This window comes from Ramlibacter montanisoli, assembly GCF_013087525.1.
Classification (GTDB): Bacteria; Pseudomonadota; Gammaproteobacteria; order Burkholderiales; family Burkholderiaceae_C; genus Ramlibacter; species Ramlibacter montanisoli.
The window spans coordinates 162,218-175,592 of record NZ_JABFCS010000001.1; the positions used below are offsets into that span (position 1 = coordinate 162,218).

The 13,375-nt window shown below is 70.8% G+C and carries 16 protein-coding genes and 3 pseudogenes; 10 read left to right on the plus strand and 9 right to left on the minus strand.

Features of this window, described 5'->3' with window-relative positions; all coding sequences use genetic code 11:
- Window positions 1–4: 4 nt before the first annotated feature.
- On the minus strand, window positions 5–355 hold the full coding sequence (locus HK415_RS26765) for a hypothetical protein (RefSeq protein ID WP_373684519.1): 351 nt from the start codon (window positions 353–355) through the stop codon (window positions 5–7).
- Between HK415_RS26765 and HK415_RS26770 the strand changes: the two are divergent.
- Together HK415_RS26770 and HK415_RS25820 are read left to right on the plus strand one after the other, a co-directional pair.
- Window positions 236–712 (plus strand): annotated as a pseudogene (locus tag HK415_RS26770) (alpha/beta fold hydrolase); the annotation flags it as partial. The gene HK415_RS26765 and the pseudogene HK415_RS26770 sit on opposite strands and share 120 nt — an antisense overlap.
- A 400-nt stretch (window positions 713–1,112) precedes the next feature.
- On the plus strand, window positions 1,113–1,235 hold the full coding sequence (locus HK415_RS25820) for a hypothetical protein (protein WP_256373033.1): 123 nt from the start codon (window positions 1,113–1,115) through the stop codon (window positions 1,233–1,235).
- Here the strand turns inward: HK415_RS25820 and HK415_RS00800 are convergent.
- Window positions 1,232–1,579 carry a response regulator transcription factor gene (locus HK415_RS00800; protein WP_171556417.1) on the minus strand — a complete coding sequence of 116 codons (348 nt, stop codon included), beginning with the start codon at window positions 1,577–1,579 and terminating at the stop codon, window positions 1,232–1,234. The two genes, HK415_RS25820 and HK415_RS00800, sit on opposite strands and share 4 nt — an antisense overlap.
- 8 nt (window positions 1,580–1,587) lie before the next feature.
- A complete protein-coding gene (locus tag HK415_RS00805) occupies window positions 1,588–1,758 on the minus strand; it encodes a response regulator (RefSeq protein WP_171556418.1) in 171 nt (56 codons plus the stop codon).
- Window positions 1,759–2,239: 481 nt separating this feature from the next.
- Here HK415_RS00805 and HK415_RS00810 point away from each other — a divergent pair, with 481 nt between their 5' ends.
- Window positions 2,240–3,016, plus strand: coding sequence for a sensor histidine kinase (locus HK415_RS00810; RefSeq protein ID WP_171556419.1), 777 nt, complete (start codon window positions 2,240–2,242; stop codon window positions 3,014–3,016).
- Here HK415_RS00810 and HK415_RS26775 read toward each other — a convergent pair.
- From HK415_RS26775 to HK415_RS00825, 3 genes are read right to left on the minus strand one after another with little or no spacing between them, the layout of a single operon-like run.
- Window positions 2,965–3,312 (minus strand): helix-turn-helix domain-containing protein, encoded by a 348-nt coding sequence (locus HK415_RS26775; protein WP_171556420.1) that lies wholly within the window; start codon window positions 3,310–3,312, stop codon window positions 2,965–2,967. The two genes, HK415_RS00810 and HK415_RS26775, sit on opposite strands and share 52 nt — an antisense overlap.
- An 8-nt stretch (window positions 3,313–3,320) precedes the next feature.
- Window positions 3,321–4,025, minus strand: coding sequence for a cupin domain-containing protein (locus HK415_RS00820; RefSeq protein ID WP_171556421.1), 705 nt, complete (start codon window positions 4,023–4,025; stop codon window positions 3,321–3,323).
- A complete protein-coding gene (locus HK415_RS00825) occupies window positions 4,022–4,714 on the minus strand; it encodes a gamma-glutamylcyclotransferase (RefSeq protein WP_171556422.1) in 693 nt (230 codons plus the stop codon). Before HK415_RS00825 ends, HK415_RS00820 begins: the two co-directional genes overlap by 4 nt.
- Window positions 4,715–5,331: 617 nt before the next feature.
- Between HK415_RS00825 and HK415_RS00830 the strand changes: the two genes are divergently transcribed.
- The gene (locus HK415_RS00830; protein WP_171556423.1) at window positions 5,332–6,069 is read left to right on the plus strand and encodes an SDR family NAD(P)-dependent oxidoreductase; all 738 of its coding nucleotides are present in this window, start codon (window positions 5,332–5,334) and stop codon (window positions 6,067–6,069) included.
- A gap of 13 nt (window positions 6,070–6,082) precedes the next feature.
- Here the strand turns inward: HK415_RS00830 and HK415_RS00835 are convergent, their stop codons facing one another.
- The 3 genes and pseudogenes from HK415_RS00835 to HK415_RS00845 form a co-directional block, all read right to left on the minus strand.
- Window positions 6,083–6,997, minus strand: coding sequence for a LysR family transcriptional regulator (locus HK415_RS00835; RefSeq protein WP_171556424.1), 915 nt, complete (start codon window positions 6,995–6,997; stop codon window positions 6,083–6,085).
- Between the two features lie 44 nt (window positions 6,998–7,041).
- A pseudogene (locus HK415_RS00840) lies at window positions 7,042–8,731 on the minus strand (redoxin family protein).
- Window positions 8,732–8,791: 60 nt separating this feature from the next.
- Window positions 8,792–9,210: pseudogene (locus HK415_RS00845) on the minus strand (organic hydroperoxide resistance protein).
- Window positions 9,211–9,443: 233 nt separating this feature from the next.
- On the opposite strand from HK415_RS00845, the gene HK415_RS00850 reads away from it, so the two are divergent.
- The 6 genes from HK415_RS00850 (at window position 9,444) to HK415_RS00880 (ending at window position 13,364) form a co-directional block, all read left to right on the plus strand.
- Window positions 9,444–9,623, plus strand: a complete 180-nt coding sequence (locus HK415_RS00850; RefSeq protein WP_171556425.1) for a hypothetical protein — start codon at window positions 9,444–9,446, stop codon at window positions 9,621–9,623.
- A gap of 36 nt (window positions 9,624–9,659) precedes the next feature.
- A complete protein-coding gene (locus tag HK415_RS00855) occupies window positions 9,660–10,862 on the plus strand; it encodes an MFS transporter (protein ID WP_171556426.1) in 1,203 nt (400 codons plus the stop codon).
- A 51-nt stretch (window positions 10,863–10,913) separates the two neighbouring features.
- Window positions 10,914–11,729, plus strand: coding sequence for an SDR family NAD(P)-dependent oxidoreductase (locus tag HK415_RS00860; RefSeq protein WP_171556427.1), 816 nt, complete (start codon window positions 10,914–10,916; stop codon window positions 11,727–11,729).
- A 28-nt stretch (window positions 11,730–11,757) separates the two neighbouring features.
- Entirely contained in the window at window positions 11,758–12,477 is a 720-nt protein-coding gene (locus HK415_RS24250) for a GNAT family N-acetyltransferase (RefSeq protein WP_309246532.1), read from the plus strand.
- Window positions 12,478–12,570: 93 nt separating this feature from the next.
- Window positions 12,571–12,951, plus strand: a complete 381-nt coding sequence (locus HK415_RS26000; protein ID WP_171556428.1) for a hypothetical protein — start codon at window positions 12,571–12,573, stop codon at window positions 12,949–12,951.
- 59 nt (window positions 12,952–13,010) lie between these two features.
- Window positions 13,011–13,364 carry a DUF4148 domain-containing protein gene (locus HK415_RS00880; protein WP_171556429.1) on the plus strand — a complete coding sequence of 118 codons (354 nt, stop codon included), beginning with the start codon at window positions 13,011–13,013 and terminating at the stop codon, window positions 13,362–13,364.
- Window positions 13,365–13,375 lie beyond the last annotated feature (11 nt).

A 13,375-nucleotide genomic window follows, 5' to 3' on the forward strand; every position in this document is an offset into this window, starting at 1 on the left:
GCGTTCACCCAAGGACATGGACATGAAAGACAGCAACCCTGGCCGCCGCGCCTTCCTCGCGGGCACCGCGGTCGCCGCCGTCGCGGGGCCGCTGGCGCTGGCCGGCACCGGCGCCGCCCGGGCGCAGGCACGCCCTTCCTCGCGTGCGGCGCCGGAGATCCGGCAGATCCGCGCGGGCGAACTGGACATCGGCTACTTCGAGGCCGGCCCGCGCGAGGGCATCCCGGTGCTGCTGATGCACGGCTATCCCTACGACCTCCACAGCTACGTCGACACGGCCGACATCCTCGCCGCGCGCGGGTGCCGGGTGATCGTGCCGCACCTGCGCGGGCACGGCAGCACGCGCTTCCTGCATGCCTCCACCTTCCGCAACGCGCAGCAGTCGGCGGTGGCGCTCGACCAGATCGCGCTGCTCGACGCGCTGGGCATCGAGCGCGCCGTGATGGCCGGCTACGACTGGGGCGCGCGCACCGGCTGCGTGCTGGCGGCGCTGTGGCCGCAGCGCTGCCTGGGGCTGGTGTCCGCCGGGGCTACATCATCACCAGCGTGGCAGCCCAGCAGGCGCCGGCGCCGGCGCGCATCGAGCACGCCTGGTGGTACCAGTACTACTTCGCCACCGAACGGGGCCGCGCCGGCCTGGTCCTCAACCGCCGCGACATCGCGCGCATTTCGTGGAAGGCGAACTCGCCGGCCTGGAAGTTCGACGACGCCACCTTCGAGCGCACGGCCGCTTCCTTCGACAACCCGGACTGGGTCGACATCGTGGTGCACAACTACCGCTGGCGCCTCGGCCTGGCCGACGGTGACGTGCGGCATGCCGAGCTCGAGCGCCGGCTGTTCGCGCAGCCCACGATCGAGGTGCCCGCGATCACCATCGATGGCGACAGCAACGGCGTCACGCCGGTGGGCGACGGCAGCGCGTACGCCGGCAAGTTCCGGGGCCGTGGCAGCACCGCGTGGTGCAAGCCGGGCACAACGTGCCGCAGGAGGCGCCGCAGGCCTTCGCGGATGCGGTCTGGGCGCTGGCCTCGCGTGGCTGAGGGCAGCGGCCCCGGCCACCACCCACACGCACCGGGCGAACCAGCATGCGCAAGCCAGGATCCTTGATCGTCTTGCTCGTCCTGCTCGTCCTCGCCGGGTGCGCCGCGAGCCCTCCGAGCTACCCCGGCTCCTCGCACTGCGCCACCCGGCCCGGCAGCTACCAGTGCCAGATCGAGCAGTACATGCGGGTCTAGGACGCGACGAACTGCAGGGAGCGCTCGGGCCCTGCGGCATGGGAGGAACGCGGCGCGGGAGCACTGGCGACGCCTTCCTCGACCAGCCCGCGGGCGGCCGCGATCCGCGCCGCATGCGTGCGCGAAGTGGCGCCCAGCTTGGCCATGATCGCGCTCATGTGCGACTTGACCGTGCCCAGCTCGATGCGCAGCTGTCGCGCGATGGCCTTGTTCGGCTGGCCGTGGGCGACCAGGTTCAGCACCTCGATCTCGCGCGAGGTGAGCGTCGCGCGCGTCAGGCTGTCCGCCATCCGGCGGGCCACCGACATGTTCATGTAGCGCATGCCGTTGGCCACGGCAGCCACGCCGTCGATCAGCTCGTTGAGGGGCTGCCGACGAGCAGGTAGCCGTGCACGCCGGCCTCGATCGCACGGCGGATGTCCGCTTCCCGGTCGTTGGCCGTCAGCGCGAGGATCCGGGCCTCGCCCAGGAAGCCGCGGGCTTCGGCGCCCGCCGCCTCGGCCCAGGCGCAGGGCGTCGGCATAGTCCGCGATCACGACGTCGACCGGCGGGCCGTCGCCCCCGAGGTTGTCCACCCCGTGCACGAAGACTTCGAACAGGGGACGCTGGCGCAGCGCGGCGACGAGGCCGGCGGACAGGAGCGGGTCCGCGTGCATGACCAGGACGTTGGATCGGGGCGGGGGAAGGTGGTTCATTCGGTTCTCCAGCTGGTGTGGCCTGTGCGGTGGATGCGCCGCGGTCCTGCCAGGGCCGCGGTCGACACCGTGAGTTCACGACAAGCGGGCCGTTCGAACCATTAGACGTTGGTAGCGGCTATACCAAAGGAGGGCGCGCAGGGGACCCCGCGCCACCGGGTCGCGGCCCCGCTGAACGGACTGCACACGAGCGTCCGGTCGACTGAACCTGGGCTGACGGCGAACCCCCGCCGCTTGCGAAAAGCGGATGGCGGACGCGCAAAGTGGATGGTCCGGCCGTGGGTATCGCCGACCATGGCGCGCTGACCCATGAACCACTCGCCCGAAAACCAGCCGCGCCCCGACGCCGCGGACGCGTCCGATCAGCTAGCCCGCATGGAGTCCGCATTGCGCGCTTGGGAGACGTTCGGCCACTTCCTGCCGCACGAGCTGGGCTCGCCCCTGCTCCTGATGGAAGCCTATTCCACCCTTCTTCTCGAGGACGAAGCGGAATCGCTGTCGCCGAGCGGTCGCAAGTACGTCGAGCGGATCAGGGCCGCCGCGGCGCACTTGCGGGGCCTGGGCACGGCCCTGCTGGTGATGGCACCCTTGTCCAGGTACTCAATGCGCTGGGAGCGCGTGGACCTCAGTTCCCTGGCATGGCAGGTGATCGACAGCCTGCGCGAACGCGATCGCAAGCGGCAGGTCGAGACCAGCGTCGAGCCGGGGATGTCCGTCACGGGGGATCCGGACCTGCTGCGCGTGCTGCTCGGAAACCTGCTCGCGAATGCCTGGAAGTACTCGGCGCCCCGGACCGTGGCACGCATCGCCATCCAGACGGTGGAGACCGAGCTTGGTCGGGCCGTGCGGGTTTCGGACGACGGCGTCGGCTTCGACATGCAGCATGCGGAGCGCCTGTTCACGCCGTTCGGACGGCTGCACGGCGCGGCGGAGTTCGACGGCAACGGGCTGGGGCTGGCGATGGCCCACGCGATCGTGGAGCGCCATTCGGGCAGGATCTGGGCGGACTCCGTCGAAGGGCAGGTCGCCAGGTTCTACTTCCTGCTCGGGTCCGGCCCGCACGCCGCTGCGGGCGCGCGTCCCTGACAGCGCGCCGCGCCACGGCGCGGCCGGTCAGCGACCTTTGCTGCGCGCACGCTGCAGGGTCTGGCCCGGGTTCTCGCCGAACATTGCCCGGTAATGCGCTGCGAAGCGCGAGAGGGGGGGAAGCCGTGGTGCAGCGCGACGGTGCTGACGGTGGAACTGCTGCTCCCGAGCAGCAGTTCCGCGCGCGCGGAATCCAGCCGCACCCGCCGGTAATACTGTGTCGGCGTCGTCTGCCGCCACTCGCGGAATGCGGCCTCGAGGCTGCGGATGCTGCAGCCGACGGCCTGCGCGATCATGGGGATGGTCAGGCCGGCCCCGGGGAGCCGTTCGCATCATGTGCTCCGCCTCGCGCAGCGCGCGGGGTGGCCAGCCGGTGCGGCCCGCGCATGGCTTGCGAGTGGTTGTGAGGATGCAGTTCGAGCAGCAGCGACTGCATGAACTCGTCGAGCCGCGTGGCGGAGGCCGCCGGCAGGGGCACGCCGCGCCGCTCGAAAGCGAGGACCAGATCCACGGCATCGGTCCACGCACGCTCGAGCGCGGGCGAGAAAGTCCGCAGGTCGAAGCGCAGCGCGGCATCGAGCGGCCGGTTCAGGTAGCCCGAGCAAAGCCTTTCGATGCGGTCGACGTCCAGCCGCACCGAGCGTTGCGCGAAGCTGCGGTCGAAGTCGAGCAGGGTGGGAGTCCAGGGCGACAAGGGCACGGTCTGTCCGCGCGCGAAGGACAAGGACGCGGCGCCCTGCCGCGCGGTCGCGCTCCCGGCCGTGCACGTCTTCACCAGCAGCAGGTTCTCGAAGTCGCCGGCGTCGATGCGCACGCGCGCTGAATAGCGCAGGCTCACCACCGGCTGGATGCCGCCGGAGACTTCGAGGCTGGAGGAAATTGCCTCATCGCCGCCCCGGACGGTCAGCTCGTGGTCGCAGTAGACGCGGCTCACGGCCGCGACGGCCTCTTCCAGGTCCGAGGTGACCATGCGGAATTCGCGTCGGCCGCCGGCATGCAGGACCGTCATTCGCAGCCAGGGTGGGCACAGACCGCCCGGCGCAGCTGCTCCATCCGGTGGTCCTCGATTCCCAGTTCGCGCAGCTTTGCCAGCGTTGCGTCGAAATAGGCTCGGCAGGTGCCGAGGTTGCCTTCGCCGCTGTTGATCAGGCGGGCCGCCTCCGACGCCGGCAGGCCCTTCACATAGCGGACGTGGCCGCGGTTGGCGACGAAGGTGACGGCAGGGACGGGCGCGCCGTCCACCCAGGCCGTCACCCAGCGCGCATCGTACGTGCCCCAGGTCATTTCACGCCGCCAGAGGATGGCCAGCTCCTCGCGCGCGCAGTGCGCCGCGATGCGCAGCAGTACTCCCTTGCAGGAGCCACCGCGGTCCAGGGCGAGCATCAGGCCGGGACGCGCGGGCCCGCCGCGCCCGAACAGGTTGCGAAGGCAGAAGCTCCGATGCCAGCCGTGGACGGTCGCGGTCGCCTGCCCCACGTGCTCGAGCGCGGGGTTCCACATGAGCGATCCATACGCGAACACATGGATGTCGGCGTCCACCGGGTGCTGCAGCAGGGTCTGTTCCAGAGTTTCTTCGAGCGCCGCGGCGGAACGCAGCGTGACGCCGGCGGGGACGCTGCTGCGCACGGTGGCGAGGAAACGCTCGTCGCGCAGCCGCGCGCGCAGTTCCCTCGCGGTCGCGTCCAGTACGGTGGCCAAGATTCGTCGCTCCAATCGGGTGTGACGGATCCAATATAGGCATGCACCTGCTGGAGCGAAACGAGCCACGAGGCAACAGACCGTTGCCGCGGACGCAACAACCGTTCTGCCTCGCTCGTGTGGTGGCCCTGCTAGAGGCCGCGGAGCACGATGGTGGAGTAGGCCGCCAGCGCGGCGGCCGTCCCTGCCGTCCAGGCCGCAAGGCTCACGAGCAATCTCGGGCGGATGGGTCCGGCGGGCTGGCGGTCAGCCGGGCCGTGGGGTACGGGGGCGACGGAGCGCGCATCTTTCTCTTCAGCGGATCACGCATACACGGCGGCAACCGGCGAGGCACTCGTTCATGGCTTCGCGCCAGTCGCGGCGGATGTGAAGGTAGAAGAGGTCCTGTGCAAGCGTGTTCATGAGGGGCTCCTGGCGGCAGGTGGTGGATGCCCTCATGAAAGCAGACGCGGGCCGGGGATTCCATTGCACGTTGGTCTCGCCGATACCTTCGTTTCGGTGCCGGCGCCGCCCTGCCCATCCGTCCAATGGCCGGTCCCGCCCTGTGTCTCAGGCGGCATGCCGAGGCGGCGGTTGCTGGCGATAGTGCTGGGCTGTCCAACCGAAAGGCCCACCCCATGCACAATCCGTCCCCCACCGCAGTCGTCACCGGCGCCTCCAGCGGCATCGGTCTCGCCATCGCCAGGGCACTCCTGGCACACGGATGGAACGTCGTGGCGAATGCGCGGACCGAGTCGCGGCTGGCGGCCGCTGCGGCGAGCCTGGGCGGTGGCGAACGCCTGGTCGAAGTGGCCGGCGACGTTGCTGCGCCCGCCACCGCGAAGGCGGTGTTCGAGCGCGCGATCGAACGCTTCGGCACCGTCGACATGCTGGTGAACAATGCGGGAGTCTTCCTCCCCAAGCCCTTCATCGAGTTCACCGAAGAGGACTTCGCGCAGCAGGTCGCGACCAACCTGAAGGGCGCCTTCTCCATGTCGCAGGAGGCCGTCCGCCACATGAAGCAGCGCGGGCGCGGGCATATCGTGAACATCACGGCCTCGGTGGCCATCAAGCCGCACAGCGAGGTGCCGGCCCTGATGGCGGCGCTGCTCAAGGGAGGCTGGAACGCGGCGACCCCGGCGCTGGCGCTGGAGCTGGCCCCCTATGGCGTGCGCGTGAACGCAGTGGCTCCGGGCATCGTCGACAGCCCGATGCACCCGGGCGAGACGCACGAATGGCTCAAGCGCCTGCAGCCGATGCGCCGGCTCGGGCGGGTGGAGGAGATTGCCGATGCTGTGCTGTACCTGGCGGGAGCCGAGTTCACCACCGGCGTCGTGCTCCCCGTGGACGGCGGCGCGGCGGCCGGCAACTGCTGACGGATCCGCGCAATCAGTCCAGCTTCAGGTGGTGGTTGCGCTCGAACAGGGCCACCGTCCAGTCGATGAACACGCGTACCTTGGCGCCGAGGAATCGGTTGGGCCGGTACAGGACGTGGACGGGCACCGCCGGCGTGGTCCAGTCCTGCAGTACGGCGACGAGCTGGCCGGCGCGCATGGCGGGTTCGACCATGTACGCGGGGGCCTGCAGGATGCCCAGGCCGGCGAGCCCTGCTGCCAGGTAGGCGTTCGTATCGTCCACGCTCAGGCGCGGGTGCGGCGCGATCTCGATGTCCTCCGCGCGGCGCTGGAAGCGGAAGGGGATCGCCTTGCCGGTGCGGGTCGACACCAGTCCGAGCAAGCGGTGCTTCCCGTCCAGGTCGCCGGGCGCGGCCGGCGTGCCGAATGCGGACAGGTAGCCGGGCGATGCGCAGGTGACGAAGCGGAATTCGCCGACGCGCCGGGCCACCACGAACTGCTCCTCCACTGCCCCGACGCGCACGGCGCAGTCGACGTTGTCGGCGACCAGGTCCACGTAGCGATTGGTGATGCCCAGGTCCAGCTCGATCTCCGGATAGGAGCGATAGAACTCGGGCAGCGCCGGGATCAGCACGCTGGTCGCGATCGCCGTCGCCACGTCCACGCGCAGGCGGCCGGAGGGCCGCGCGATCGATTGCTTGGCCGTGGATTCGATGTCGGAGAGGTCCGCCAGCAGGCGGACCACCCGCTCGTAGTAGGTGGCGCCCTCCGCGGTCACGGTGACCGAGCGCGTGGTGCGGTCCAGGAGGCGCACCCGCAGCTCGCGCTCGAGCCCCTGGATCAGCCGGGTCACCGTGGGCTTGGGCAGGTCCATGGTTTCCGACGCCTTGGTGAAGCTGCCGGCTTCGACTACGCGCACGAAGGCGCTCATGGCAAAGAAGCGGTCCATGCCGGCCTTTCGTCAGCCCCGAAGGCGCCCGATGATAAGGCCCCTCACCCGAAGGTGAAAGCGTACGCCTCGGCGCCTTCGTCGAGGAACTCGATCTCGAACAGGCGCGCGGCACCGGGGCTGCGCTGGCGCACGAGCTGGTACAGCTTCTGCCGGTCGATGACGCCTTCGCCCTTCGCATCTGCATCGGTGCCGTGGTCCGCGCCCGCGGGCTGGCCGTCGATCAGGACCCGGAAGCGCACCGGCTTGCCGTCGGGGCCGGGGCCCAGCACCATGTGCAGGTCGCGCGCGTGGAAACGGTGCGCGATGCGCCCCTGCGGGCGGGCCAGCACGATGCGCTCGGCCTCGACGCGCCAGTGACCCCCGAGGGTCCATTGCCCCGTGCGCAGCCGTGGCTCCGGGGTGTAGAGGCTGTCGACGTCCTTCTGGATGCGCGTGCCGGAGAAGCCGCTGGCACGCTCGTAGCCGACGTAGGTTTCGCCGGAGCGCAGCGACGCGAGGTCGGGAGCGGCCTGGGTGCCCCTGGCTTCGGGCCGCACCGGTCCCCCTGCGGGGCGACCTGCCCCGCCTCGGCCAGCAGCGCGCGGATCGCCTGTTCCGAGCGCTCGTAGGCGTGCTCGCCGGCGACGTGGTGGCGCAGGCGGCCCTCGGCGTCGAAGAAGTGGAAGGCAGGCCACGACTGGTTGCGCAGTCCGCGCCAGACCTGGAAGCCGTTGTCCGTCGCCACCGGGTAGGTGATGCCCAGGTCGGCCATGGCCCGGCGCACGTTCGCGGCGGACTTCTCGAACGCGAACTCCGGCGTGTGGACCCCGATCACCACCAGACCCGCGTCGCGGTACTTCTCCGACCAGGCGCGCAGGTAAGGCAGGCTGCGCAGGCAATTGATGCAGGAGTAGGTCCAGAAGTTGACCAGGACCACCTTGCCGCGCAGCGATTCGGCGTCGAGCGCGGGGGAATTCATCCACCCGGTGGCCCCGGCGAGTGCCGACAGCGGTCCGGTGGACACCACGGGCCGCTCGCGGGCGGCGGCGGGCTGCGCTTCTCGAGGAGTTTCTGCTCCGTGGCCGTGGTCGCCGGAGAAGGAAGGCGCGCCAGCAGCGTCGCATCCAGCCCGAGCGCGGGAACGGCCACCCCGGCCAGGACGGCCGCTCCGGCGATGCGGCGCAGGCGGTCGGCCGCGGGCAGGAAGGGACGCAACGCGCCGCCGGCGCGTCGGCCGAACCACCACGCCCCGGCCAGTGCGGTGGCCGCGCCGCCCGCATACGCCAGCAGCAGCAGCGAAGTGCCCACGCCCGGGCCATGGAGGGCGGCGCCCGCGAGCAGCACGCCGAGGATGGGCCCCGCGCAGGGGAGCCACAGCAGCCCCGTGCCGATGCCGAGCGCCACGGGCGCGAAGCGGGAGCGTGCATCGCCGGACACCACGCGCTCACCCAGGCGCACGAGCGGGCGGGTGAGCCGCTCGGCCACTTGCGGCAGCAGGAGCGCGAGCCCGAAGAGGGCCAGCAACGCGATCGCCAGCCAGCGGACGGAGGAATGCAGGGTCACCGCCCACGCGCCGCCCACGGCCGCGAGCGTCGTGACGGCCGCGAAGGCCACGGCCATGCTGGCCAGCATGGGTGCCGTGTGCGAGCGGAACGAGCGGCCGCCATTCGCCAGCAGGAAGGGCAGGACCGGCAGGATGCAAGGGCTCAGCACTGTGAGCACGCCGCCGAGGAATGCGAGGACGATCAGCATGGTGTTCCAGGTTGGTGGTGCGCCACGCGCGCGCGGCGCGTGCCGCACCGGGCGCTTCGGTCAGACGAGACGGACCGCCACTTCGATGTTGCCGCGCGTGGCCTTGGAGTAAGGGCAGGTCTGGTGCGCGGCGTCGACCAGTTCCTGCGCGAGCCCGCGCTCGACGCCGGGCATGGACACGTTCAGGCGCGCCTGCAGGTAATAGCCGCCGGTGCCGTGCCCAAGGTCCATCTCCGTGTCCACCGCGAGATCGCCGGGGAGCTTGACGTTCCTCGCCTTCGCGGCGCCGCCGATCGCGCCGATGAAGCAGGCGGACCAGCCGGCGGCGAACAGTTGTTCCGGGTTGGTGCCCTTGCCGGTGCTGCCCGGCGTGGAGAGCTGGACGTCGAGGCGTCCGTCGGAGCTGCGCGAGGCGCCGTCGCGGCCCCCGAGGTGGTGTGGGTGTGGGCCGTGTAGAGGATCTTGTCGTTGCTGGACATGGTGTTCCTTGTGGGTGGGTGGATGGAGGGGAGACGAGATGGTGGGGGTGGGCGGACGCAGCAGCTCCCTTCATTGGTCGCAGTCGTGCATCCGCCTTTCGCCGGCTCAGGGCCCGCGCCGCCGGCGTGGACCGTGTTCCGCGGACGCGGTGATGCAGTGGCAATGCGTGGGAGTACGCCATTCGTATGCCACGCCGCCCCCGAAAAAGAGCAGCGCGATCCAGAGCTTTCGCATGTCAACCTTCGCTGGTGGTGAACGCCGCGCAGCTTGGGTCGAAAGCGCGGAGTTTCACCCCGCGCAGGAACCAATGGACCTTTTCACTTTTGCCAACAATGCCGCCCCTGGCGTGTTGCCGCGCTGGCAACAGATCTTTGTCGCGCCGGCCCTTTTTCATGCCGTGGACACCGCCTAGATTGCCCGGACCGCAACCGGAAAACGAGAGACCGCCATGAACGACCCAGCCATCACCTACCCCACGCCTCGCCGGCTCGATGCCACGCAGGCGCTCTGGCTCAAGGGCGCGATCCTCATGACCTTCCTCGCCGCCTCCACCGTGCCTTCGCCCTTGTACGCGCTGTATCGCGCGATGTGGGGCTTCTCCCCCGTGATGCTGACGGTCGTGTTCGCGAGCTACGCCATCGCCATGCTGCTGGCCCTGCTGGTGTTCGGCGCGCTGTCCGACTACCGCGGGCGGCGCGAGGTGGTGCTGGCCTCGCTCGTGCTGGAGATCGGCGCCCTCATCCTGTTCTGGCGCGCGGACTCGGTGGGCTGGCTGCTCGCCGCGCGGGTGCTCCAGGGGTTCGCCACCGGCATCGCCACCAGTGCGCTCGGAGCGGGACTGGTGGACCTGCACCGCGAGCGCGGCGCGCTGATGAACAGCGTGGCCCCGATGGTGGGGCTCGGCGTCGGCGGGCTGGGCTCCAGCGTGCTCGTGCAGTTCGCGCCGGCGCCGACCCGGCTCGTCTTCGACGTGCTGCTGCTGGTGTTTGCCGTGTTCCTGGTGGCGGCCGCCTTCCTGCCGGAAACGGCGCAGCGCCGCCCCGGTGCCTGGAAGTCGCTGCTGCCGTCGGTCGACGTTCCCGCGAAGGCTCGCGCCACGATGCTGCGCGTGCTGCCCGTGAACACCGCCCAGTGGGCCATGGCCGGGTTCTACCTTTCGCTGGGCCCGACGCTGGCGCGCACCGTCACGGGCGACGATGCGCCGGTGGTCGGGGGCTTCATGATCGCCGCCCTGTCCCTCACGAGCGCCGCGGCGATCGCGCTGGCGCGCCGCATCGCCCCGCGCCAGGCGAGTTCCGCAGGCGCCGCGGGGCTGGCCGTGGGCGTCGTCGTCACGCTGGCCGGCCTGCACTGGCGCTCGCCCGGCCTGGCGCTGGCGGGCACGGTCGTTTCCGGCGCCGGCTTCGGTTCGGCCTTCAGCGGGTCCCTGCGCAGCCTGGTCCCGCTCGCGCTGCCGGCCGAGCGTGCCGCGCTCATGGCCGCCTTCTTCGTCGCGAGCTACCTGGCCTTCAGCCTGCCGGCGATCGCGGCCGGACTCCTCACGAGCCGCCTGGGCCTGGAGCCCACGGCCATCGTCTACGGACTCGGCGCCGCCCTGCTGGCGCTGACGGTGTTCCTTCCCGCCAGGGTGCCTCGGCCGGCCGGCAAGTAGCGGGCCCGCACCTTCACAGCACGCAATGCATTTCCCTCACCGAGACACGACATGACCTCTTCCCCCATCCTTCCCGGCACCGCCATGATCACCGGTGCGTCCGGCGGCATCGGCGCCATCTATGCCGACCGGCTCGCCAGGCGCGGCCACGACCTGGTGCTGGTCGCGCGCAGCGCGGATCGCCTGCGCGCCGTGGCCTCGCGCATCGCGCGGGAGACCGGCCGCAAGGTGGAAGTGCTGGTTGCGGACCTCACCGCCAAGAGCGAACTCCTCGAGACGGAGCGGCGGCTGGCCGGCGATCCCGCCATCCGGCTGCTGGTGAACAACGCCGGCTTCAACATCGGCACGCCCTTCAGTGAATCGGACCCGGACCGGCTGGAGATGATGGTGCAGCTCAATGCCGTGGTGCTCACGCGCCTGTCGCGCATCGCCGCGCCCGCGTTCGTGGCGCGCGGAGGCGGCACCCTCATCAACATCGGCTCCATCGTTGCCGTCGCGCCGAAGATCCTCAATGGCGCCTACAGCGCGAGCAAGGCTTACGTGCTGAACCTGTCGCAGGCCCTGCACCACGAGCTCGGCGCCAGGGGACTGCGCGTGCAGGCCGTGCTGCCCGGCGCGACGCGGACCGACTTCTGGGACGCATCGGGCATCCCCGTGGACGCGCTGCCCCGGGAGCTGGTGATGTCGGCGGACGACCTGGTGGATGCCGCGCTGGCGGGGCTGGACCTCGGCGAGACCGTCACGATTCCCTCGCTGCCGGATGCCGCGGACTGGGAGCGCTTCGACGGCGCGCGCGAGGCCCTGGCGCCCCACCTGTCGCTCAGCCAGCCGGCCGAGCGCTACAGGGTCGTGTCGAAGAGCGCGTGAGGGCCTGCACGTGGAGACGGCCGCGCCGGTGACATTCCGCTCGATCCGTGCGAGCGACCTCGAGCTGCTGCGCGAGTTCGTGCGCAAGCTCTCGCGCGACACGGCGTACAGGAGGCTGCTGTCCGGGCGGACGCCGAGCGAGGAGGAGCTGGTGCGCTGGACCGCGATCGATCCCGCGCGCGAAGCGGCGGTGGTGGCCACCACCGGTCGCGGGCCGGACGAGCGCCTGGCGGGCGTCGCCCGCTACGTCATGGAATCGCCGGACGACACCGATTTCGCCATCGTGCTGGCGGACGCCTGGCAGCGGCGCGGCCTGGGCCGCGCCCTGCTGGAGCGCCTGGTTGCCATGGCGCGAGTGCATGGCGTGCGGCGCCTGAGCGGCCTCACGCTGTCCACGAACATTCCCATGCTGTCGCTCGCGCGCGCACTCGGCTTCCGTGCGCGGCGCCAGGCCGATGCCTTCACCACGATGCTCACCCTCGACCTTCCAGGAGAAGCGATGCCTGCCGCCTACCACCCCGTCAGCTGCGAATTCCACGATGTCCTCGAGGCCCTCGCGACCACGCGGCGGCGGACGCAGATCCGCTTCAACGGAAGCGATGGCCTCCCACAGCAGCGCGACGCGGTGATCCAGGACGTCTTCAGCCGCGAGGGCGCCGAGTACATCGTGATCAGCTCCGGCGAGACCTTGCGCCTCGACCAGCTGGTGGCGGTCGATGGCGCGCAAGCGGCGCAGGCCGCGCGCTAGACACCATCGTCCAATTGCGGGCGCGGCGATGCGATGCGATCTTCGGTCCGTGGCGCAACCGCTCCACCCATCCACCACCGAAAAGGAACTCGCATGAACCGCACCACCGCCATCGTCGCCGCCGCACTGGTCACCCTGTCCGGCGCCGCCTCCGCCAACACCGGGCTCGCCGGCGACATCACGATCGAGACCCGGCCCTTCACGTCCAGCCGCGCCCCCGACGAAGTCCGCGAGGAACTCCGCGCCTTCAAGAAGTCGGGAGTGAACCCCTGGTCCCGCAGCTACAACCCGCTCCTGCACTTCATGAGCCTCCAGACGCGCGCGCAGGTCACCGCCGAATACACCGCCAATCGCGAAGCCGTCGCGGAATTCAACGGCGAGGACAGCGGCTCCATGTACCTGGCCGAGACCGCCGCCGCGGCGCGCCGGGCCGCCCGCATGGCTGGCGCGCAGCGCGACCCCAGCCAGCAGTGAGCACGCCTTTCCACCCCAAGCCGGGCCTTCCTGCCCCCGGTTCACCCACAGGACCCACCATGAAACGCTTTCTCGCACTCTCCGCCATCGCCCTCGGCCTTGCCGCCGGACAGGCCGGCGCCCAGTCCATCCAGTTCCACGTTCCCTCGAACATCGAGCCGGTGCAGTCCGGGCTGACGCGCGCCGAAGTCATCGCCGACTACCACGTCTGGCGCCTGGCCGGCCTGCAGGACCTCACGCGCGGCGACATCGGCGTCGACACCAGCAGCTACCAGTACCGCAAGGCCCACGCCACCTACCTCCACCTGCGCCAGTCGCCCCAGTTCGCGCAGCTGGTGAACGAGCTGCAGCAGCGGCCGAATGCGCGCGTCGTGGCCGGCCCCGCGCATCCGCCGACGCACGCGGCCCAGTGATCGCGCCCGCA

What these genes read in the sequence shown, in the direction of transcription:
- HK415_RS26765 (WP_373684519.1), bottom strand. Translation starts at nt 355, where the DNA reads ATGCAGGAAGCGCGTGCTGCCGTGCCCGCGCAGGTGCGGCACGATCAC.
- HK415_RS00805 (WP_171556418.1), bottom strand. Translation starts at nt 1,758, where the DNA reads ATGCCGACGCCCTGCGCCTGGGCCGAGGCGGCGGGCGCCGAAGCCCGC.
- HK415_RS00810 (WP_171556419.1), top strand. Translation starts at nt 2,240, where the DNA reads ATGAACCACTCGCCCGAAAACCAGCCGCGCCCCGACGCCGCGGACGCG.
- HK415_RS26775 (WP_171556420.1), bottom strand. Translation starts at nt 3,312, where the DNA reads ATGATCGCGCAGGCCGTCGGCTGCAGCATCCGCAGCCTCGAGGCCGCA.
- HK415_RS00820 (WP_171556421.1), bottom strand. Translation starts at nt 4,025, where the DNA reads ATGACGGTCCTGCATGCCGGCGGCCGACGCGAATTCCGCATGGTCACC.
- HK415_RS00830 (WP_171556423.1), top strand. Translation starts at nt 5,332, where the DNA reads ATGCACAATCCGTCCCCCACCGCAGTCGTCACCGGCGCCTCCAGCGGC.
- HK415_RS00835 (WP_171556424.1), bottom strand. Translation starts at nt 6,997, where the DNA reads ATGGACCGCTTCTTTGCCATGAGCGCCTTCGTGCGCGTAGTCGAAGCC.
- HK415_RS00850 (WP_171556425.1), top strand. Translation starts at nt 9,444, where the DNA reads ATGTCAACCTTCGCTGGTGGTGAACGCCGCGCAGCTTGGGTCGAAAGC.
- HK415_RS00855 (WP_171556426.1), top strand. Translation starts at nt 9,660, where the DNA reads ATGAACGACCCAGCCATCACCTACCCCACGCCTCGCCGGCTCGATGCC.
- HK415_RS00860 (WP_171556427.1), top strand. Translation starts at nt 10,914, where the DNA reads ATGACCTCTTCCCCCATCCTTCCCGGCACCGCCATGATCACCGGTGCG.
- HK415_RS26000 (WP_171556428.1), top strand. Translation starts at nt 12,571, where the DNA reads ATGAACCGCACCACCGCCATCGTCGCCGCCGCACTGGTCACCCTGTCC.
- HK415_RS00880 (WP_171556429.1), top strand. Translation starts at nt 13,011, where the DNA reads ATGAAACGCTTTCTCGCACTCTCCGCCATCGCCCTCGGCCTTGCCGCC.